The 21358-nt window shown below is 44.3% G+C and carries 21 protein-coding genes and 1 pseudogene; 10 read left to right on the forward strand and 12 right to left on the reverse strand.

Annotated elements, in window-relative coordinates; genetic code table 11:
- Positions 1–30 precede the first annotated feature (30 nt).
- The 3 genes from GVO60_RS16400 to GVO60_RS16410 all read left to right on the forward strand — a co-directional run bounded on the left by GVO60_RS16400 (position 31) and on the right by GVO60_RS16410 (position 1462).
- Positions 31–657, forward strand: coding sequence for a bifunctional 4-hydroxy-2-oxoglutarate aldolase/2-dehydro-3-deoxy-phosphogluconate aldolase (locus GVO60_RS16400; protein WP_159655942.1), 627 nt, complete (start codon positions 31–33; stop codon positions 655–657).
- A gap of 81 nt (positions 658–738) precedes the next feature.
- A complete protein-coding gene (locus GVO60_RS16405) occupies positions 739–942 on the forward strand; it encodes a hypothetical protein (RefSeq protein WP_159655944.1) in 204 nt (67 codons plus the stop codon).
- A gap of 13 nt (positions 943–955) precedes the next feature.
- On the forward strand, positions 956–1462 hold the full coding sequence (locus GVO60_RS16410) for a YgjV family protein (RefSeq protein WP_159656293.1): 507 nt from the start codon (positions 956–958) through the stop codon (positions 1460–1462).
- A gap of 65 nt (positions 1463–1527) precedes the next feature.
- Here GVO60_RS16410 and GVO60_RS16415 read toward each other — a convergent pair whose 3' ends face one another.
- The 3 genes from GVO60_RS16415 to GVO60_RS16425 all read right to left on the reverse strand — a co-directional run bounded on the left by GVO60_RS16415 (position 1528) and on the right by GVO60_RS16425 (position 3101).
- Entirely contained in the window at positions 1528–1893 is a 366-nt protein-coding gene (locus GVO60_RS16415; protein WP_159655945.1) for a hypothetical protein, read from the reverse strand.
- A 2-nt stretch (positions 1894–1895) separates the two neighbouring features.
- Positions 1896–2366, reverse strand: coding sequence for a NanQ anomerase/TabA/YiaL family protein (locus tag GVO60_RS16420; RefSeq protein ID WP_159655947.1), 471 nt, complete (start codon positions 2364–2366; stop codon positions 1896–1898).
- A 522-nt stretch (positions 2367–2888) separates the two neighbouring features.
- A complete protein-coding gene (locus GVO60_RS16425) occupies positions 2889–3101 on the reverse strand; it encodes a hypothetical protein (RefSeq protein WP_159655949.1) in 213 nt (70 codons plus the stop codon).
- 395 nt (positions 3102–3496) lie between these two features.
- Between GVO60_RS16425 and GVO60_RS16430 the strand changes: the two genes are divergently transcribed.
- Positions 3497–4579, forward strand: coding sequence for an AI-2E family transporter (locus tag GVO60_RS16430; protein WP_140333302.1), 1083 nt, complete (start codon positions 3497–3499; stop codon positions 4577–4579).
- A gap of 211 nt (positions 4580–4790) precedes the next feature.
- Entirely contained in the window at positions 4791–6422 is a 1632-nt protein-coding gene (locus GVO60_RS16435; protein WP_159655951.1) for a M81 family metallopeptidase, read from the forward strand.
- Between the two features lie 117 nt (positions 6423–6539).
- Here the strand turns inward: GVO60_RS16435 and GVO60_RS22685 are convergent.
- Positions 6540–6823, reverse strand: a pseudogene (locus tag GVO60_RS22685) (transposase family protein); the annotation flags it as partial.
- Here GVO60_RS22685 and GVO60_RS22365 point away from each other — a divergent pair.
- The 5 genes from GVO60_RS22365 to GVO60_RS16455 all read left to right on the forward strand — a co-directional run bounded on the left by GVO60_RS22365 (position 6809) and on the right by GVO60_RS16455 (position 12461).
- Entirely contained in the window at positions 6809–7003 is a 195-nt protein-coding gene (locus GVO60_RS22365) for a hypothetical protein (protein WP_162596553.1), read from the forward strand. The pseudogene GVO60_RS22685 and the gene GVO60_RS22365 overlap by 15 nt on opposite strands.
- Positions 7004–7058: 55 nt before the next feature.
- Positions 7059–8723 carry an amidohydrolase family protein gene (locus tag GVO60_RS16440; RefSeq protein ID WP_159655953.1) on the forward strand — a complete coding sequence of 555 codons (1665 nt, stop codon included), beginning with the start codon at positions 7059–7061 and terminating at the stop codon, positions 8721–8723.
- A 68-nt stretch (positions 8724–8791) separates the two neighbouring features.
- Entirely contained in the window at positions 8792–9766 is a 975-nt protein-coding gene (locus GVO60_RS16445) for a CobW family GTP-binding protein (RefSeq protein WP_159655955.1), read from the forward strand.
- Between the two features lie 156 nt (positions 9767–9922).
- On the forward strand, positions 9923–10912 hold the full coding sequence (bla, locus tag GVO60_RS16450; RefSeq protein WP_225874939.1) for a class A beta-lactamase: 990 nt from the start codon (positions 9923–9925) through the stop codon (positions 10910–10912).
- A gap of 40 nt (positions 10913–10952) precedes the next feature.
- Positions 10953–12461, forward strand: a complete 1509-nt coding sequence (locus GVO60_RS16455) for a serine hydrolase domain-containing protein (RefSeq protein WP_159655957.1) — start codon at positions 10953–10955, stop codon at positions 12459–12461.
- Between the two features lie 441 nt (positions 12462–12902).
- Here the strand turns inward: GVO60_RS16455 and GVO60_RS16460 are convergent, their stop codons facing one another.
- The 8 genes from GVO60_RS16460 to GVO60_RS16495 all read right to left on the reverse strand — a co-directional run bounded on the left by GVO60_RS16460 (position 12903) and on the right by GVO60_RS16495 (position 21267).
- Positions 12903–14408, reverse strand: coding sequence for a phospholipase D family protein (locus GVO60_RS16460; protein WP_159656295.1), 1506 nt, complete (start codon positions 14406–14408; stop codon positions 12903–12905).
- A gap of 60 nt (positions 14409–14468) precedes the next feature.
- Positions 14469–15476, reverse strand: coding sequence for a DUF2955 domain-containing protein (locus GVO60_RS16465; RefSeq protein WP_011081636.1), 1008 nt, complete (start codon positions 15474–15476; stop codon positions 14469–14471).
- Entirely contained in the window at positions 15466–16530 is a 1065-nt protein-coding gene (locus GVO60_RS16470; protein ID WP_159655959.1) for an HlyD family secretion protein, read from the reverse strand. The genes GVO60_RS16465 and GVO60_RS16470 overlap by 11 nt, the downstream gene beginning before the upstream one ends.
- A 981-nt stretch (positions 16531–17511) precedes the next feature.
- Positions 17512–17745 carry a helix-turn-helix transcriptional regulator gene (locus GVO60_RS16475; protein ID WP_159655961.1) on the reverse strand — a complete coding sequence of 78 codons (234 nt, stop codon included), beginning with the start codon at positions 17743–17745 and terminating at the stop codon, positions 17512–17514.
- Entirely contained in the window at positions 17729–17980 is a 252-nt protein-coding gene (locus tag GVO60_RS16480; RefSeq protein WP_025550521.1) for a helix-turn-helix transcriptional regulator, read from the reverse strand. Before GVO60_RS16480 ends, GVO60_RS16475 begins: the two co-directional genes overlap by 17 nt.
- Positions 17981–18134: 154 nt before the next feature.
- Positions 18135–20246, reverse strand: a complete 2112-nt coding sequence (locus tag GVO60_RS16485; protein WP_159655963.1) for a fimbria/pilus outer membrane usher protein — start codon at positions 20244–20246, stop codon at positions 18135–18137.
- Complete coding sequence (locus GVO60_RS16490) at positions 20243–20737, reverse strand: hypothetical protein (RefSeq protein WP_225874940.1); 495 nt, start codon at positions 20735–20737, stop codon at positions 20243–20245. The genes GVO60_RS16485 and GVO60_RS16490 overlap by 4 nt, the downstream gene beginning before the upstream one ends.
- Complete coding sequence (locus GVO60_RS16495; protein WP_025550516.1) at positions 20683–21267, reverse strand: hypothetical protein; 585 nt, start codon at positions 21265–21267, stop codon at positions 20683–20685. The genes GVO60_RS16490 and GVO60_RS16495 overlap by 55 nt, the downstream gene beginning before the upstream one ends.
- Positions 21268–21358 lie beyond the last annotated feature (91 nt).

Genomic DNA, 21358 nt, shown 5'->3' on the forward strand with positions numbered 1-21358 from the left:
TTAATCCAATTAAAATAAAGGTAAAGAATAATGACTACAATTGCACAGCAGCTTGCAGAAATCAAAGTAATCCCAGTTATCGCGATTGATCGCGCAGAAGACATCATTCCTCTAGGTAAAGCACTGGCAGAAAACGGTTTGCCAGCGGCTGAAATTACTTTCCGCTCTGACGCTGCGGTTGAAGCGATTCGCCTACTGCGTGAAGCTCAACCTGAAATGTTGATCGGTGCGGGTACCGTACTAAACCGTGAGCAAGCACAAGCGGCAAAAGACGCGGGCGCAACCTTTGTAGTATCACCAGGCTTTAACCCAAATACAGTGATTGCATGTCGCGAAATCGGCATCGATATCGTACCGGGCGTGAACAACCCAAGTGCGGTAGAAGCGGCAATCGAAATGGGTCTAACCACGCTGAAATTCTTCCCAGCTGAAGCGTCTGGCGGTATCAACATGGTGAAATCTCTGCTTGGTCCTTACACGCAAATCCAATTTATGCCAACTGGCGGTATCAGCCCTAGCAACGTCAAAGAGTATCTAGCGATTGACCGCGTTATTGCCTGTGGTGGCACTTGGATGGTGGATAAAGCGATGATCAACGAAGGTCGTTGGGATGAGATTGGTCGTCTAGCTCGCGAAGCGGCTGATTTAGTTAAATAAGCCACACTGCCAAATTAGGTACAGGAATAAAGTGAGTAGAGTAAGGCTTCCGATAGGAAGCCTTTTTTAAAGGGATGGCCTGTGCAAGTTGCATTTTTACACACCTTGGCTGCTAACCAAGTTTTGTTTGATGGTTTTATTCAAGGCAGTGAATTACCACACTTAGCTAAGATGGTTCATCATAGCGCGCCATCACTACAGGGCAAGGTGATTACTAGCCCAGCACTTTGTATTGACTATTTGTTGGCTCAGCTTGAGCAGCGCAGCGGTCAGGGAGTAGGTTGAAATAGTGCTAGTGTTGCCAGAATGGGACCTCGCTCAAGCGGTGGGTATGGTGGCTTTCACCTTTGGCGCTACCGCATTTGTGCATCGCGATGGACGCCGCTTTCGTCTCCATTTAATGCTGTTTCAAATCGTGTTGTGTAGCCATTTTATGCTAATGGAGGCGTTGGTGGCTGCGTTTGGTTGTGGTATCAGCGCGATTCGTAGTTATGCTTCTACCAAGACCGAGTCGACCAGTGTGATGCTGTTTTTTATTGCGATGTTATGGCTGATGGGTTTACCACAACTTGAGTATAGCTACGAGTTGTTGACGATATTCGGCTCTTCAGTAGCAACATGGGCACTATTTAAAACCCAAGGTATTCAACTGCGTTTGTTGGTGATGTTTAACTCTTTCTGCTGGGTGACGAACAATTTGCTGCTTGGCTCGATAGGCGGCACTTTGATGGAGTTGACCTTTATTGTCGTTAATAGCCTGACGATAGTGAGAATGTATCGTTCAGAGCAGCGAGCCTCAGTTTGAGGCAAGAAACGCCATCAATAGCAAAACCGAGCATTAGGCTCGGTTTTGTGTTTTTACTGGGCTGATTATACGGCGACTAGCTGACCATCTTTTCCATGCATAGAGGGAACCCAAGCTAAGCGGTCAGTGGAGATCTTGTTGCCGCAAGGCATTTTGATATGATTCACCAGCCAAATGACACAGCCATTATCTAAGTTAAATAGCACTCGAACTTGAGAGTAGAGAGTACCATCATCGTAAGCGGTTGAGATTGGTAGCGCCGCTCCTTGCCATGCATCAATTAAGGTTTCTACAGACCAATCAACGCTTAAGCAAACCACTTCTGGTTCAACATCTTTGACGACACGCATTTCAATACGGGTATGCTGACCTTCATTCTCCAGAGCGATCTGGTGTGGGATAGTGCTGTCATTCCAAATTAGAGTATGCATCTCTATGCCTCCAGCCAGTCGTTGGCAACTTTGATGATCGCCTTACGCACAGGCATCGGCTGATTGATTGCGACCAGTGGGCGGTGCGGCTGGGCAACATTGAAGATAATAAAATCATGTTGGTTGAGATCGGTAAATTGCTCTTCGACAATATCTTCACTAAAGGCAATGTCTTTAGCTTCAAGTAGATCTTCAGCAATGGTATTGAATGGAAGGAGGCTATAGCCATAACGTTCTTCACCTGCGAGTAGGATCTGCACGTCTATATACTTGCGATGACACTCAGAGCGACGTTCACTTAGCAATTGAGTGTTGTCATCAACTACAAAGAAAAATACATCATCCCCTTCAATTGGGTATCGGTCATTATCTACAGAGTCATAGATACGTTGTTTGACTTGTTCAATCACGTTCAGCAGTTTGCTTGGCAGGTGCTGGTAATTATCCAGCAGAGAAAGGTTGCCTTTAAACACTTAATACCTCATTAACCACATTGGTGTTCGTGTTGGAAAGGCTAATTATAAATTGCTTAGTTTTATTGGTTGACCAATTTAAGTAAGGAAGGAGAAGCGGATCAAAAATTAGTTTCAATCTATAATCCGCTATCACTATCGCCGCATGTTCATGTGATTGGTTTCATTCACATCTGGGGCTGGGAGAGTGCGAGATTACTCTATGTTTTGGATCTGCTCGTGGAGTGAAAAGTATATGAATATATAAATCAATTGGTTATATGTATTTTTTGCCATGATTTAATGTTCATACTTACCAGTTCACTCACCATTTGGCAAAAGTGAAACAATACCAGTTTAAAGCGACATTCAGGCGCAATCATACCGGAAGTGTAGGAGAGGAATAAAGTTTCATACTCGTTATAACTCACTTCTGGACAATTCCGAGTTAAAGTCTTAACTCTAGCTCGTAAGTTTTGGATAAAAATTTCTATTGGTTAACTAGATGTATATTTTTCACAGAGTACCAAACATATCATCTATTTATTTGTTCTCTCGTTGCTCTGTTTGACGAGATTCCCACACTGATTCTGAATATTCATCATCATCAGAGTCAGCCTCGGATTCCTCTTTTTCTAGCTCCGAGATCTTGTCTTGAACCTCGTCAAGCAAAGATGAGTGAATCATGCCACTGTTCGAAATGAAATCGGAAATAGCCTCTTCTGTCTTTCTAAGTTCATATTGATGGCTTGCCACTCCTAGGCCGAATCGGCTTTCGGTACTTAACCCGTCGTGTGAGTGTGGAGGTAGGCGATACTAGTATTTTCATGTGAAATATCCTTATGTGCAGGTATGCGACAGAGTATCAACGCCATTGCGTTTCAGTCAGGAGTATGACAATCGTGAAGCCAGTGAGAATATGTTGGACCAATAAAAAATCGGAAATCGGATAAAAGCTGAGGTGATATAGGTTGATTACAATTGGACAAGAAGGCACAGTTGTTGGGCATCAACGCCAAGTTAACGTTGAAAATCAAAAATTCGTTTAATGAAGCGGCCAGTATAACTACTGGTTCAGATCACGTGTTAGCCGAAGTCCACACGCAGACAAACCGTTTAATTAGTTCTAGGAATAGAAAAGGAGGAGACACTTGAATAATTCAAATGAGAACTTAGAAAAGGTATTAGTGAAAGCATTTAGTACTTCATTGATACGATTCGCAGCAATTACGCTTATTGTTATTGTCTGTTGGTGGGCGTTTTTACCCTTTTTACCTATTTTACTTTGGGCTCTGGTATTGGCTATTGCACTTTACCCTCTTAAGTTGGCTATTGAACGTAAACTGGGATTAAGATCCAGCCGTTCAGCTACTTTAGTCGCGGTGATTGGCGTGCTTGTACTTGGAACGCCTACCGCTATGGTTGGTAACTCATTTGCGTCTAAAACGTTAGAAGCACTCGATTCTTATCGAAATGGCACACTAGCCGTATCGAAGCCAACTGACAGCGTAAAAGAATGGCCATTAGTCGGGGAAAAAGTATATGCTGCCTGGGATGAAGCCGCTGTCAATCTGCCTGTTTTCATAGACAAGCATCAGCCTCAAATAAAAAGCATTTTCGGTTGGGTGTTCGATAGTGCGGCGGGCGCAGCTAAGAGCGTATTTGTCTTGATAGGTGCTGTGATCATTGCTGGGATAATGTTAGCTTGGGCTGAACCCGCATCAGCATCAATACGTAAGATTTTTATAAGTTTTACAGATCCGATCAAAGGACCCACGCTGCATAAATTAACAACAGCAACCCTAAGGCAGGTAGCTGTTGGCATTATTGGAATCGCATTTTTAACAGCAATGATATTTGGTGCTATCGTAGCGTTAGCAGGCGTTCCAGCGGCTTCTCTGTTTACGTTAATCGCCTTAGTCTTTGCTATCGTTCAGCTCCCAGTGACCGTCGTAGCTCTGGTCGCTGTTGCAATATTGTGGTCAGGAGATAGTGGAACAGCACACAATGTTATCTTCACAGTATTAATTATTGCTGCAAGCTTTATAGATAATTTCTTAAAACCGATCATTCTTGGAAGAGGGTTGGATGTCCCAATGCCTATAATACTCATTGGCGCTGTAGGTGGGGTCATGTCTGGGGGAATACTGGGCATGTTCGTTGGTGCGGCATTTTTAGCTGCAGGATATCAAGTTTTTATGCAATGGGTAGAGTCAGAAAACAAGCAAGTCTGAGAGATCGTTGAAAATTCGAAATCGGAATATAAAGGCGCTAGTGAGTAATGTTTTATTTGAGCATAAAATTGATATCTGCGTTTTTAAGGTTGGTGTGAAGCCAGCTAGGTAAAAGAAGGATTGTACAGCAATGAAAGAAAGTAAAAGCAACAACATTGAAACTAGCCGCCGAAATATACTCAAGATTCTCGGTTTGAGCTCAGCGGCAATAATGTCGAGTGGTATAACAAATGTTTTTGCGGCTGGAAATAACGCAAAAACAGACAGCGGTGTTATGTCAAAAGGCAAGTTAAAAAATTTAAAAGTCGCTTGTGTCGGTTTTTTCCATGAAAGCAACACCTATCTAACCGAAGCCATGGGCGAAACCGAGCTCGACAGTATGCGAGTTTTTCGCGGTGATCAGATCAAGGCGGCATTGAGAGGGACGGCCATTGGCGGACCGGTGGATGTCTGTGAGGAAGAAGGCTGGGAGTTAGTCCCGGGCGTCGTATATTACATAGATTCATCCTTTAGCACAGTGAGCGATCAGGCTTGGAAAGATGCGAAAAAGGATATCATGGACACGCTGAAGGCACAGTTACCGCTAGACATGGTCTACCTCTGTGTACACGGTGGCGGTATGGTGAAAAGCACCCCCGATCTTGAAGGTGACTTAGCAGAGTCGGTCAGAGCCCTAGTAGGGAAAGACACGATGATCGTTTGGTCCGGTGACCTCCATGGTAAGATCACCGATAAAATGAAGGACAACATGAACTTCTTCAGCGCCTGTAAAGAATATCCTCATATGGATATGAATGCCGCTGGCCGTGATGCGATGTATCGTGGTGCTGCAATTTTAGCAGGAGAATCGCACCCTACCGTTGCCTACCACAAAATGCCAATGCTGATGCCGATGAGCAATACCGAAGAAAAGGGCAGCTTTGCCAATCGACTCAAAGAAAAATGCATTCAAATCGAAAAGCAGCCAGGTGTTATCAACTGCTCCGTCATGCATGGCTTCCCATACCAAGACAGCGATTTTTGTGGTGTATTCCCTATGGTGACCACAGAAAATAACCCCCAACTGGCACAAGACTTAGTTGACGACCTAGCAAGGTGGATCTGGAAACATAGAAAAGAATCACTTATTGAACTCAATGATATCGGCAAAACCATGGGTACTGTCCTGGCCATGCTCGAAAAGGACGGCCACTATGTACGTCAACCACCAACGAAAGGCGGTATCATTGAGCATTCTCCGATTGTGATTGGCGATGCTGCGGATAATCCCGGTGGTGGCGCTGGTGGTTCGGGTACTCATCTACTGAAAGCTTTGCTAGAGACTAAAGGCTTGGGTAAAGTCGTTTTCATGTCGATACACGATCCGGAGACCGCAAAGGCCGCAGTCGCTGCCGGTGTTGGAGCAACAATCAATGTGAGCCTCGGTGGTAAATTTGAGAAATTGGCAGGTGCACCAATTAAAACCAAAGCTTATGTCAAGTCCATTTCGGATGGCGATGAGATCGTTCGCGGCGGGACCGCTTACAACGCCCCATTTAAGCTTGGCCCTACCGTTAGGTTGGTCATTGAAGCGGAGAATACGGTGGATGTCATTGTTATATCAGGCCTATGCCAGACGTATGATGATACACAAGGACGCCCACATGGTATCGCCATTCAAGAATATGACGTCATCGGTGTCAAAAGCGGGATGCACTATCAAGCTTTCTATAAGAACTTCACCGACAAGTTACTGATCGTTGATGTTCCAGGGGCCACCAGTCGCGATGTGACTCTTTTCGAACATACTCAGTTAACAGCGCCTGTGTACCCTTTAGATAAAAACGCAACGTTTAATATTTAACGGAGTACTGCTGTTAATCAGGGCAACCTCTCGAGTGCTTGGTTTTTCGCCAACGCGTTAAAACAAGCGCTCAACACAGCTTCCAACATGTCACTATTAACAACATAGCATTGATTATATCCAATCAACGAAACGTACGTGAAATTGAGCTGGTTCAATCGCCGATATAATACGAGCGATACATCATCAACGGGGCCCCCTCCTTTTTAAAACAGATCATTCCCTTGAAGCCTATCGTGGTAGCCAAGGATGTAGCCTCGAATATCAAACAGCCCTTTCGTACCAGCTATAACAGCACACAATGACCCAAGCAGGATCTCAAAAAGACAACAAGTGACTTTTGTACTCCGACCCTAGACAGCCACAGCTTGAAAATGTTCTTCAACATGCTCAATTTGCACCAAGATCCATTATCTGGTGATGGCGCATACGACACAAGATATTGTCACGATGAAACCCGATTTAAGCGACCCGTTTGGCTCATCCCGCCAGAGAGTGAACTGCGTTTGGGGAAAATGGTTAGCCTGAGACACTTAGCGTTCGTCAATAATGTCTTGATTAAGTTAACAGAACTCGCATAAAGAACGAGATACACTATAATTTTAATCAACTTTAGCTAATGAGATAAGGGAAAAAATGAAAGATGACATCTTAACTGAACAGACTGGATCTCATGAGATAGACCATACAAAACGTTCTACGTTAACTAAATTAGCCTTTGGCGCAGCAACACTTCCATTTGCTTCGGTTCTGCATGCAGCTTCCGACAAACTGGCTGTACAGAATATTTCCCTAATGCCTAATGAAAAAGGCCCGTTTGATATTGTTATCGAAAATGGTCGTGTGGTTGATCCTGAAACGGGCTTAGATGCGATTCGTAATGTAGGGATCAAAGGTAAGCGTATTGCTGCTATTTCAAAAAATACCTTAAAAGGGGCCAAAGTAATTAATGCTGAAGGTTTAGTCGTTGCTCCAGGCTTCGTTGATTTACATGCACATGGTCAACAGCTTCCTGCGGCGCGCGCTCAAGCATTTGATGGTGTTACCACCCAACTGGAAATGGAATCGGGTTTATTACCCATCTCTAAATTCTACGATGATACCGCAAAAGAAGGTCGACCTCTTAACTACGGCGCTTCGGTTGCTTGGACCTACGCGCGAGTTATGGCAAAAGAACCAACAATGCCAGCAGCGGATGGTACGATTGTTTGGTTCCAAAAAGCATTTTCATACAACAATTGGCAAAATACTCTAGCAACACCAGATGAGCTAAAACAGATCCTCAATGATATCGAGCAGGGTCTGAAAGAAGGTGGTTTAGGCATTGGGATTAACGCAGGTTATGCGCCGGGTTATGGCCATAAGGAGTACTACGAGCTAGCGAAGCTCGCCAAACGCTATAATATGCCAACTTATACGCACGTTCGTTACTTAAACAGTACAGAACCAAAATCCAGCTTTGAAGCCTATCAAGAACTGATCAGTTTATCTGCAACGACTGGTGCACACATGCACATTTGTCACCTGAATAGTACCTCTGTGCAAGATATTGATGATTGTGCGGACTTAGTACAATCAGCGATTGATAGTGGTTTGAATATAACAGCCGAAGCTTACCCTTACGGTGCCGGTTCGTCACTGATTGGCGCAGAAGTTTTCCGTGGTGATGATTGGTTAGCGCGCTGGGGTGTGCCAAGTGCAAGTTACATGGAAGCTAATGGGAAACCACTAACACAAGAAAAGATCACTGAGCTTCAAGCAAATAACCCAGGCCAAGTGGTAGTAATGCATTTCTTAAAACCTGATGATAATCCATCTGATCGTCAAAAAATGGATCGTTCAGTCCTGTTTCCTGGTGCTGCAATTGCTTCAGATGCAATGCCTTGGATGGACTCAAAAGGACAAGTCATTGAAGGTGATGTATGGCCATTACCAAGCGACGCCATTGCTCACCCAAGATCGATTGCTTGTTACACTCGCTTTATTAGTAAATACGTAAACGAGTACAAAGCCATTTCACTGGTTGAGGCAATGGAGCGTTGTAGCTTAAACGCATGTCGCATTATAGAAAACAGCGTCCCACAAATGAAAAATAAAGGCCGTGTTCAAGTGGGTAAAGATGCCGATTTAGTGATATTTAAACTTGAAGATATCAAAGTGCATGCGACTTTCGAAGCTCCTAATGCACTGTCTGAAGGTATGCATCATGTCATTGTTAACGGTACGCCCATCATTGCAAATGGTGAATTACAGTTAGGCGTCAATCCGGGTGAACCTATTCGCAACCCTGTTATTGCATAATTAACTCTCAATATAATTAAGCTCGGCGCAAGTCGAGCTTTTTCATGAAATGATATAGAGAAATGTCGATGAGTAAAAAGCCAATTCCAGTCACTATCTTAGCCGGATTTTTAGGGGCAGGTAAAACCACCCTGCTCAATCATATTCTGACCAATGCCAATGGAATGCGCATGGCCGTTATCGTCAATGACTTTGGTTCGATAAATGTTGATGCTGAACTGGTAAAATCTGAAAGCGACAATATGATCAGCCTAGAAAATGGTTGTGTTTGTTGTAATCTCGCTGAAGGTTTAGTGGTTTCTGTGATGCGTTTATTAGCACTCGAACAGCGTCCAGACCACATTGTGGTCGAAACCTCTGGTATTTCAGAACCAAAAGAAGTGGCGCTGAATTTTGAAGATCCTGAGCTGCAACAGCATGCGCCCCTCAATGCTATTATCACCACCATTGACGCTAAAAATGTACTAACGCTCGAAAAACAGATGGCAGAATTAGCTGAACAGCAAATTCAAGTCGCTGATATTGTTTTGGTCAATAAAGTCGACCTGGTAGAGCCAGAAGAGCTAGCAAAAGTTAAACAATGGTGTCAGGTACAAGCGCCATTTGCAAAGCTGGTTGAAATTGAGTTTGGTAAAGTCGATTTACCTATTTTATTTGAAGTACCAGAGAGGCTTCAGGTTTCATCCCATAACAGAGAACATGGTGGCGGTCACCATCACTGTCATGATGACCATTGTGATCACGTTAACCATCAGTTTGAAACATTCAGTTTTGAAACAGAGCGTCCCCTTTCACTGCAAGCCTTGTACCCTCTATTGCAGCAATTTTCTATCGATGCGTATCGCATGAAAGGCATCTTAAACCTTGATGATAAACCCGATCACCGTTGTATTTTCCAATGCACAGGACAACGTGCACAAGTGACCATTGGCGATCCATGGCAAGAGGGTGAAAAAAGAGCGACTCGACTTGTTTTCATCGGCCCTAAAGGGAGATTAGATAGGGATGTTATGCGCAAGAAATTGGACGCTCTTGTGATCTAACAATAAGTTTATTGGCTCGATAAATGCAGTTAAATTTAACCAAGTGTAACTAATGAAAAATGGTGTGATAAAGTGCTATTGGGGCCAAATCGAAGTTGAATCACGAAATCGTAATAACTAAGATGATAAATGAAAAAACTAACCATGGAGAGGTTTATGAATCGTAGTATAGCACTTTGTTTTACTTTACTTATCTCGTCATTTGTTCCAATTCAACCAGCAGTTGCTAATGAGCATAATTTTAAAGATGTTTCGCAGAAACTTGAGACAGTTTCACAGAGGCTAGTTGGCCGCATCGGTATAGCAGCTCAGGAAATAGGCTCAGGAGAGAGGGTCACCGTAAACGGTGATGAAACCTTTGTAATGGCAAGTACCTACAAGGTTGCAATTGCCGTTGCTTTGCTGGATCGTGTCGATAAAGGTGAGCTTAAACTTTCCGATTTAATTGATATTTCGCAAGATATGATGGTCGCAGGCGACAACGCGATCGCACAGAACTTCGTTCATCCCGGCATCAAGTTGTCTGTAGCCAATTTGATTGAACCCATGATTACCGAAAGCGACAATACAGCAACGGATATCTGTCTTAAATTGGCGGGAGGTCCGGAGGCGGTCACGAAGAAGCTTCGCAGCATTGGGATAACAGACCAACGAGTTGATCGCTATGTTACTGAAATTCTGAGAGACTTCTATGGCTTACCTGACAAGGCCTATACTTCAGTACTTGCTGAGGCCATCGCCAAAGACCCAACACTTGCAGCCAAGCAATCAGTTCGAAACCTTAAGTTTGAACAGGAAGACCTACGTGACCAAAGCTCGCCTAATGCCATGTTGGAACTGCTTCTGGCGATCGACAGCGGCAAAGCATTGAGCGAGACAAGTAGCGAATTCTTGCTTAATGTCATGTCTCGTACACGCACGGGTAGTGGAAGGCTAAAAGGACTGCTGCCAAAAGGCACACCGGTTGCACACAAAACAGGCACGATTGGCGGTGTTGCTAATGATGTGGGATTTGTAACGCTACCCGATGGCCGACGTTTTGCTATTGCGGTATATACCAAGAGCAGCACGACGTCCGATGCTGATCGGGATCGGGCTATCGCAGAAGTTAGCCGAACGCTATACGACTTTTATTATTTAAAGTAACGAATTAAATTCAACTGTTAGTGCTTAAAAAGGTATAAATATGGATCAAGCCATTAAGAAGAAAATGAAATTATTACCTACCGTAATAGTTTCGTCTTTATTGACAATGCAGCCTGCATTGGCACATCAAAGTAACAAAATGACAAAAGAAGAAGGCCAAGCAACCTTCAATGCCGTCGTTGCCGATGTCAATAAAATGATCAAAGAAATGCACATACCGGGACTTGCTGTCGGTGTTATTCATGGACCTAACATCTACAGTGCCGGACTCGGTATCACCAAGGTAGGCACCGACGAGGCCGTTACCCCTGATACACAATTTCAAATTGGCTCTGTGACCAAAACCTTCCTTGCGACCCTAGCCATGCAGCAATCCGAACAGGGCATTCTGGATTTAAACGCACGTGTCGTCGATATTCTGCCGTGGTGGAGGGTTTCAGATCCCGAGGCGACGTCTAAAGCGAGGGTTGTTGACCTATTCCACCATCGTGCTGGCTGGTATGGCGACCATGGGTTCCTTCGTGTTCCTCCAGGTGGATCGATATCCGAGAAGGTCATGCTTCAAGGGGCTTACGCCCAGCAGATCTATCCGTTCGATCAAACCTGGATGTACAACAACACCAGTATCACTTTCGCTACCCATGTAGTGTCTCATGTCGGTGGAAAGCCGATCGAGACACTGATCGAAGAGAACCTGTTAACTCCGCTCGGCATGAATTCGTCATCCTTTAATTACGATGCTACCCCTCCTGCTAAAGATTACGCATGGGGCCATCCGCCGATCTACGGGAAAGGCAGCATCAGTGAACTCAAGCCGTACTACATTCCGTTGATTAGAGAGTCCGCAGCCTCCGGCGCACTCCGCTCTACGGTGGCCGACATGCTTAAATACGCCCGCTTTCAGCTAGACGGTAAGGATGCCTCCGGTAAGCAGTTGTTGTCTAAAAAAGCACTGGACTATGCCCACGCACCTGCGGTCGAGGCTTCGACCGGAGACTTTACCGGACTGACATGGTTCGTCCACGACTACGATGGGACCACAAGCCCTAGCCATGGGGGGAATTGGCCCGGTACGCGTTCTTTTCTGCAGTTGATCCCGGATCACGACTTTGCCGTAGTGGTTTTGGTTCACAGCGATCGCGGAGCTGAAGCTTACAAAAAAGTGGCCAACGCAATGGTCAAAGCCTTTACGAAAATCGAATCCAACTCTCCGGTCTCCGTTGGTGCGACTCCATCTGTGCTCGACCCCTTCGTCGGTGTGTTTAAGGGTAATTCCCAAAACATTGAGATCCGTAAAGATGGCGACAAATATGTGTTTGTCCAGTTTTCAGCATTGACTAAAGGAGCGGATCCTGCCCCTGCCAATGTAGAAAACACGGCCGAGGGTTATTTTATCATCACCGAAGGTCCGAATAAGGGAGCACTTGGTGAATTGCTGAAAGACCCATCTGGCGAACTCAACTACGTGCGCTTCAACCACAGAATCTTTATTCGCGGTGAAGGTGCGGTTAACGAGTTCGACCTATCTGGATCGGTATTCGATAAGTAGGATGAGTAAAAGACATTAATTCACGCGGATAATGATTTCTGACAGACATCTATTAGCTGCATGAATACCCTTAAGCATCAAAACACGCCATAAGGACATGGGTGTTTTGATGGAAGAAAAACAAATTGCCTGAGATATCAAAGCATCAGTCAGAAGGAGCAGAGGACATTGAAGGCAATGAGAAAATCATGATGCCTTGGTTGATGATCGGTCAAAAGCATCTCAACTAAGGCTGATTTTTATTAGCTGAAAGTTCGCCATCATGATTGGGCTAGACAAGTAACCATTGGCCCTTGATGAAAAACTTGCAGTCCGTGGGAATAATGGCGTTGATGACTTCAGCCTGAAGAGGGCTAGCGACGAAAAATTCTTGCTGGAACCGAACGTTCTATCAGCACGAGTAAAAATACGGACCAACCCATATTTAAGAAATGATTATATTTAAAGCATACCTTCAATAGGTAAAACACCAGAGAGCCAAGCTCCAATGCTTCTCCAGATACTAGATTCTGGCTCGCTGTCATAAACTTTACCATTCCCTAAATCTGTCCAATGTAAATTTCCCTCTCGAATCTCAACGTAATATGCGTCTTTAGGCAACGCACTGTTTAATTGAACAGTGGCCTTTTTAACATATTCAGGATGTGTAATATGAACTGCCATTTCAGTATTGATATAGGCTGAGCGAGGATCCCAGTTCATCGATCCAACAATAAAATCAGCATCATCGATGACGATGACTTTGGCATGGAGGCTTGCTCGCTGACTCCCGATCAAACTCCATTGGCGTTTGATTTCTGCACTGGCTTTAATTTCCCAAAGGGTAATGCCACTTTCCAGCAATTCTTCTCGATATTTGGCATACCAGCCATGAACCGCGAAAACATCATTTGAAGCCAAGCTGTTAGTGACAATCGTAACTTTCACTCCGCTCTCCGCCAACCTTTTCAGTCCTAGGGTACCTGCTTCAGTGGGCACAAAATAAGGAGAAATGATCAAGATGGAGTCAGTTACATTGTTTAGTCTTTCGGCGAGTTGTTCCGCTACCTGACTATCACGGGTTTCTACCTTGTCTGGTAAGTCATACCAGAGTACTGCTTCACCCCAGTAAAGCTTGAGCGTACCGTGCTTTAGGTGCTCAAATAGCTCTAGTTGGCTGATGTCATATTCACCGTCTCTAAAAGGCGCTTCTAATGCGTTCACATCAACAAGGTCTTCCAAGGCATATTGCGTCTCGTAATCAGAGAGCGAAACAAGCGCACTGACAGATTGTGTTTGGTCGCTGTTCCAGTACAAATCAAACTGAGTTGCTGTTTCAACAACCGCAGGACCAAAAAGCAGCACGTCAAAATCGCCAAATTCAACTTGGGTGGAAAATGAAAAATATTCGTTGCCGATGTTCCGACCACCCACAATAGCTGCCACACCATCGGCAGTCATCGATTTATTGTGCATACGATGATTGAGTCGAGAAAAATCGGTGAGGAAAGATAAACCCCGGAAAAACCTGTTGGTGTATGGATTGAACAGACGTATTTCGATATTCGGATGGTCATTCAACAGCGCCATGACCTGGTCGTCCCGACGCTGCATATCGTCAAGCAAAAGTCTCACTTTGACGCCGCGTTGCGCTGCTTCATAGAGCCGCCATGTGATGATTTTGCTTGTTTCATCATCTCCAAACAGGTAGTACTGCAAATCCAACGAGTGCTGAGCACTTGTAATCAAGGCGATTCGGGCGAGTAGGGCGTCATCGCCATTATTGAGAGAGTGAAAGCCGGTTAAATTGTCTTTCACCGTTTCAGGGCGAAGCTGCTCATAATATTTGGCCAGAGTGCTACCTTCCTGATAGCCAGAGTGGTAGCTAAGCTTTTTTTCAGTCACTAATGGGTTGGAAGCTGAACACGCAAGCAATCCAAAACAGCTAGCAATAACTAGAACACGCATCCATTTCAAAAAAACCTCCTTAAGAACGAGTTAGTCAAAGTTGAACCCAAGTAATGACGATTAATCTACTTTATCAACCACATAGTGAGAAGTAGTCTGAGTAAGGTTAAGTATCAAGTAACCAATCAAAATGGCTGTTGCGATTGATATTAATCGCGTCAAGTGAGAGGAGAATGGGTCATCTCCCTGATAATTTAAAACCTGACTGACAAGAACAAAAAAGTTGGTAAACAGGAGTTGATAGATACTCATACGGCATCGCTGGCGCATAGCGAAGCAAGCCAATTGCAAGCCTAAAAACAACGTAGCGCCGAACAGTGCCCATGTAGGCCAGCCAACAATCGAAAGCAGAACCATTGGGAGCGTGAAGAGTATACCGATAGCGGTGGTCGTGATACGATTCCGACTAAATAAGCGGTGATCATCAGAAAATGGCACCCTAATCATACTACTGATGGTAATACCAATTAATATGGATTGGGAGCTTCCTGAAGCGATAAGCGCAACCATCACTAAGGCCATTGCAATACTTTTGAAAAAGATAAGCCCCAGGTGGGAGTTTGCTCCTTTGGGGTCCTCTTCATCAGTCTTTATTTCTTTTTCATCGCCTGGGAACAGCAAAAAGCTAAAGTAAGTGACGATCAACGCGATGACACTCGCTTCAAGCATCAGTGCTGGCAAGCCAAAACTTGATATACCGAATTGCAGATTGATGACACTCATCATAATCACAACCAATAAGACAAATGTGGCCAAAATGTCTTTGGGATTTTCGTGACTTCGGTAAAAACTCCAGAATAAAAGCGCCCAGCAATAAAGCCCGTAGCCCGTTGGAGAATCGATGAGCTGTTCCCCTAACAATACAACACCAAGGCTGACAAATACCATAACCGCAAGAAGCTTAATCAGCATATCTACGGGAGGTTTTGATGGCATGATCGTTAAAAAAATCACCACAAAAATTGGGGCAAGTATGGGCAAAATCGCTCCATGTGCTGAGAGATAAAAGAGCAGTATTGATGGTGCTAAAACCAAACGAAGCACCGGATTCGCGGCGCTACGAAACATAAGTCCAAACACTCAGTACATGCATCCAAATGCTTGCTAGCCACTCACCAAATTTGCTTTTCTCAGTATAGACTACAACGGTAGCTTGAGAACCAAATCGGACGTTTGAAAGTCTCTCTACGTCATCAAAGACAATATTAACAGGGTAACGCTGGGCACTGATTGCCTTGTTATCTGCGACTAAAAAACCTGTAGTGGCATCTACATTATTACTGCCTCCTGTCCCCCAGCCAATGCTGTCAATTTTTCCGGAGAGAACACGACCTGGCAGCGCATCCAATACAATATCGACACGTTGTCCTTCTCGAATATGTTCAAGAGAGTTTTCTCGTAACTGGGCCGAGATCCATACGCCACGAGGGTCAATGAATGTTAATAATGGCGTGCCAGCATTAGCGCGTTGTCCGTTCGTGAGTTGGACATTAGTCACAACTCCCTTTGAAGGCGCAGTAACATTGGTTTTTTGAAGGTCAAGCTGAGCTTTTTCAAGTTTGGCCATCGCCGCGAGAATTTGCGGGTTGTTATTACCAGCAGGCCCCAAGTTTTGTTTTGCTTGCACTAATGCAGCTTCCGCGGCCTCCAGCCCAGCTTGCGCACGAGTTTTTGATTCTAGTGCATTGTCCAGATCTGCCTTACTTAAGACCCCCCGCTTAGCCAGTGTTTCCGTTCTGGCTGCTTGCTCACGAGCATTATTTCTCGCAGCCAGAGCTTCTACAACTCTAGCCTGTGCAACCTCTACGGCCGCAGTATTTGCGCCAATACTTTGACCGACTAACTCCAACTCTGCTTGAGCCGCTCTAAGAGCAATGTCGTAGTTTCTTGGATCGATTCGGAACAAAAGGTCGCCGGCATTCACGATCTGATTGTCACTGACTGAAACGTCAATGATATTGCCTGTTACCTCAGGTGCGATCTGAACAAGATAAGAATGGATCCGAGCACTGCTGGTGATTGGTGTAACCCTGTCGGCCCAAAGGCTATAAAGCCAAATTACTAAAATCGTTGTAATAATGTAGATACTTAGTTTTCTCGATGATGATTGCGTGTCAGACATCAGTAATTCTCTATTTTGCGTTACGCTAATTTGCGAGAGTATACCATTTAATTTGACATTTTATACATGCCAAGGGAACGGCTTTGATGTGATGGACGCACCTCACTTCTTACATTGTTGCACCACACTACAGGTACAGCTATTAAGATCAGAAGTAACAGCCATGTCGATTAAAGTTATTGGGATCGATTTGGCTAAGAACTTCTTTCTAGTATGCTTATTGAATATTGACGGTACCATCTCGTCAAATCGTAAGGTCCTTCGAGACAAACTGCTCCATACAATCCGTCAACTTCCAGATAATACACCACAGGTTATAGAGTCATGTGCTTCATCACAATATTAGGGGCGAGTCTTTTTAGGGCTTAGTTTCAAGGTATCACGCATACTAACGCAGCATGTTAAGTCGTTCGCCGATAGACAAAAGGTCGACGCAAACGATGCAAGAAACATTTCTTTCGGCTACTAAAAAAGCCGCTTAACCATGATTGGTTGTATCCATCACCCACAGCTCCGACTCCGTTATAGTTGCTGAATTGTCTAGACTCACTGATAGCTGCCTATATTTATGAAATAGGTTAGAAAGTTCTTCAATATCCTTAAGGATAGCTGTTCTAATTTCCATCATTAACTCTTTATCTTTGTTAGGTTTTTAAGTGTATTTGAGGTGACATCTAGGTTAAGTAGAAATCTCTCTACCTTTCTCTAATGAACATTCACTTTCAACCTAGTGAATTTTTATCCCAAAATAAAAATTTTTGGGAGTTTTTGTAACGGTCTGTCGGCGGGCAACCATGAACAAAAGTATGGTGATTTTAGTGGCACGATTTACCACTGAGTAATTACGTTAACACCGAATGGGGCATTTTCGATTTAGGAATGACAGCGTATCGACTGTGATCGCTGCCATTTTAGTATGATACTTTAATACTCAGTATGAACCGTTATTACTCTCTTACAGCAAGGCTTATCGTTGTGCTGTTACTTTTGCATCCAAGCTAGAATGTCTGACAGCAACCAGACCGTGCTTCCTCCAATTCTTTTCCTTTTGGGTACTTGACCAGCTTTTTCCAGTCTCCACCAAGTTGTTCTGCTAATCGATGTTATGCGCTCTCGCTCGTTCTCTTTTACAAAGCGTTCAGATTCACGGTAGGCACAGAGAAGCGCTCCGCGCTTATCTATAGGTGGAGGAGAGTATCTATTGGCTTGCTTCATCGAAACCTCCTTTATTATTACGCAACAGCCACTGATCAATTTTTGAACGTTCAAAGTAGACTCTTTTACCCAAAGGTTTAGAGAATGGGATCTTTTCTTTGTGTGTCAATTTGTAGAGGTAGGACTTTGAAAGCCCGGTATATAATGAGCACTCTGAAATAGTCATAATCTCTTTTGTCTGATTAGTCAGAGATTTGATACTAGTTAATAACTCAGCGATTTGTTTCTCAGTCATTTTTTTACCTTCTCTTACTTTATTTGTTGTTATTATCCCATTTCTCCTTTCCGGTGATGTCCTCTGGAATTGCCCATCATGGACAAATAGAGCGTTTTTTTGAAAATGAATATCAACTGGGTTGTTTCATATGGACAATTGATACATCAAACTTTCACATGTGAAAGTTATTAGCTAGTCTTGCCTCTGGTCGCACCACAACTTTAACCTTGCGTTCAGATGGTGCGTAAAACAGGTACCAGCCTCCAAAATTGGTGGTTTGCTCGTCCATAACATCTCCCGTTTCTGTATCAATGAGAGCAACTCTAATCCCATCACGATCCAGTTGTCCCTCAATTTCACGAATTTCAGTTAACGGTAAACGTAGCCGATTTATTCCCCCTCTTATCAACCTTGTTGATTCCACTACCTTGTGACGAGGAGACAAGCCGAAACTATCACCTACTTGAATTGTGTAACGTTTATAGGGGGTGAGTGAGTCCACAATAGCTGGTGTTACAACTTCTCTTCCCGCCACTGTTGCAGTTACGCCTTCAACGTCAGGTTCAGATGGTTCACAGACCCCATTAAAATTTAAATCTTTGCAGGCTGAGAGCTCTAGCTGTGCTTGGTTACGTTGAGGGTTTTTTGAGAATCCGGAGCGGCCAAAGCTACCACTGATGGATATTCCAATGTTGTTATCACCAGTTGGTGAATGATTGAACGATGCTGACACAGTCGCGGCTTTCCAGTTCCAAAGATCGACGCGTAGGCTTTGTTGCTGGCTTTCCCACCCATGACCATAATTGTTAGCGGTGAAGCGATAAGTGAGCCGTCCCAGGTTGAACCGTTTAGATAGCTCTCCATTGAAACGCTCCACATCCCCAAGGCTACCAATATTGTTGTGTTCATACTCATAAGATGCCTGAAGCTGCCAGCCATCCTTTATATTCGCGAGCATTCGTCCGCCAAAGGTATCTGATCTAACTCCATTGTTTAAACTGCGAGAGTAGTATGGAGATAGAGAAAGGGAAGTGCTCAGAGTATCAATACGAGTACTGTGATATGTTCGAAGAGTTGTATCTTCGGTTTCATAGCCATTGTGCTTTCGAGAAGAATACTGAACGGTTGGCTGGAACAGAGAGCGAGATGAAATGCTAAAAGAGCGTAGTTTATAGTTATCCAAATCACTAAAACGGCCAAAAATAGACAAATTGTCACTTTGCCAGGATCCATTCATAGCGTATCCACTATTACCATACCAGGCGGGTTCAAATGAAAAATCATCTTGTGCGTATAAAGCGGAAAAATAATGTCTTTCCTGTTCATCCTGACCAACGAAAAGCGACAATTCGTTAGTCACTCCGTAGGCTAAGTGTCCAATTAGTTTGCTTTCATTTGAGATTGGAGACTTGCCTATAGCTGTCTGGTAGTTTAAACCTCCTACTGGCGCAAGTCGTCCCGAAATGGCTCTTTCTACTGTTTTGGTGTCCGTTGTGCCATCGGGCAATACAGCGTCAAACTTATATAGATTAGTGTTGTAATCCAGCTCGATTTTGTAAGAGAACGGCTCACTATCCAGAACCAGAGATTCTAGATAGGTTCCGCCACGGTATACATCTACCCTTGTTCCAATAGGCCAGTACAACTCTATCTGGTCACTAGAAAATGAACCTGTAGCCAAATAGTTTTCGTTTGTTACGGCAAAGCCATCTAATCCATATCGCTGCACTCGTCCCAGCTCAACGTCTTTTATATAGCGATTCTCTTCGCTATGCCATTGTGATGAGAAATATGACTCTTGTCCTCCTATCCCCGCTCTAACATCAACATCGAGATCTGCGACTCGGCCTGTTCCCGTGATACTACCCGCAATATCACCTTTTTTTTGATAGGTGAGAAAGTAGTCAAAGGATTTTACATCCAGATTGGATACATTTGGTTCAATTGTAACCTCTGGCGTGATCGTTTGGGGCTTGGCTGTGTTATTACGTGGGTAAAAGTAGATGGTTTGTTCTGACCAAACAATTTTGACATGACCAAGGTTATTTAGCCTTTCCAAGGGTAGTTGCTCTTTTGTGTTTACACCAGCGGCTTGCCATAGACCTGGTTCAGCAATGGTGCTATCTGCTTCACGAGAAACAAGATATTCCCCCTTGTTTTGTCCGTTCACGACAAGCTGCATCAAGTAGTCATCCGCACGTGTAGGTGAGGCTGTAAGTGTGAAAGCTGCGGCCAAGACTGTGGGCACAAAAACTTTCACATGTGAAAGTTTTTTCTTCATCATCGAGACTCCTCCCTGACCGGGAGTCTGAGCGTGATTCTTGAGTGAACGCCTTGTTTTTCTTCGCTTTGTACGGCATATGAGAATGCCATCTTCGCGTCTGGTTTTAATGCTTTTCCATTACTCTCACGTGCTTTTACTACTTGCCGTTCTCCTGGAAGAAGTTGGAAACTACGGGGGAATACTTGCACTCCATCCGGGGGGGTAATTCTCACGACTATTGGTGAATTTAAGGTATTTGCAACGGGGATTTCAGCAACCGCCTTGTGAGCGATGTCCACTTCGTGGATCTTGAGTTGGAAGGCTGATGCTGGTCTAGATAGAGATAGAAGCGCTACCATTGCTACCATCAAACCTGAATTAATAAGGGACTTCATTGGGACCTCTGTGAATTGGCAATGGTCAGGGCCAACGTTTTGCTGGCCCTGACACTCTGGAATTATTGGTAGTCGACGGCGATATCGACGGTTCCAGAAAAGATCCCTTCTTCCCATGCGCTGAGCTGCATGAATCCTGATGAGGCTGTGGCGGGTTGGCGATACGACCAGGCGATGTAAAGCTCGCCCGAGGATGAAGTGGTTGTTGTTAAAGGTGCAGCGTTTAAACCGACTCCTGTTGATGTTTGCGCGATCGCATCCGAGCAATCCACATTTGAGGTACGAAGATCGATTTTAGGTGTACCACTGAAGCTAAGAGTTGCTCCACCCGGCGCTGTTGGGTTGGATAGGTTAGTTATGGAAATTCCAACCGATTTGTTCATGTCTCCCGACACTTTTAGGCAGCCAGGTTGTACCGTGTCCTCCGGATTTTTCGCAAGGTAAGTCGCCCAACTTTTTAGAGAGAAACCTCCAGTTGGGGCGGCTCCGGGCAAGCGCTCCAACGTCATCGTGTACGGTTGAACTTCGACCACCGATAAAGATGGCGGGGTTGCTGAGATTTCAGCAGTTCCGGTTCCAGTACCAGCAAAGGCTGGTGATAGTGAAAAGGAAAGGATAAGTGAAGCTGTAATAGACTTAAATTTCATTTTTATCTCCATTTATATATGCCATTTTTGATTTCATGGAGATTTTGCAGCTTATTAAGATGAAAATAGGCACGCCAAACTGCCCGATTTA

This window comes from Vibrio atypicus, from assembly GCF_009811315.1.
In the GTDB taxonomy this organism is placed as follows: domain Bacteria; phylum Pseudomonadota; class Gammaproteobacteria; order Enterobacterales; family Vibrionaceae; genus Vibrio; species Vibrio atypicus.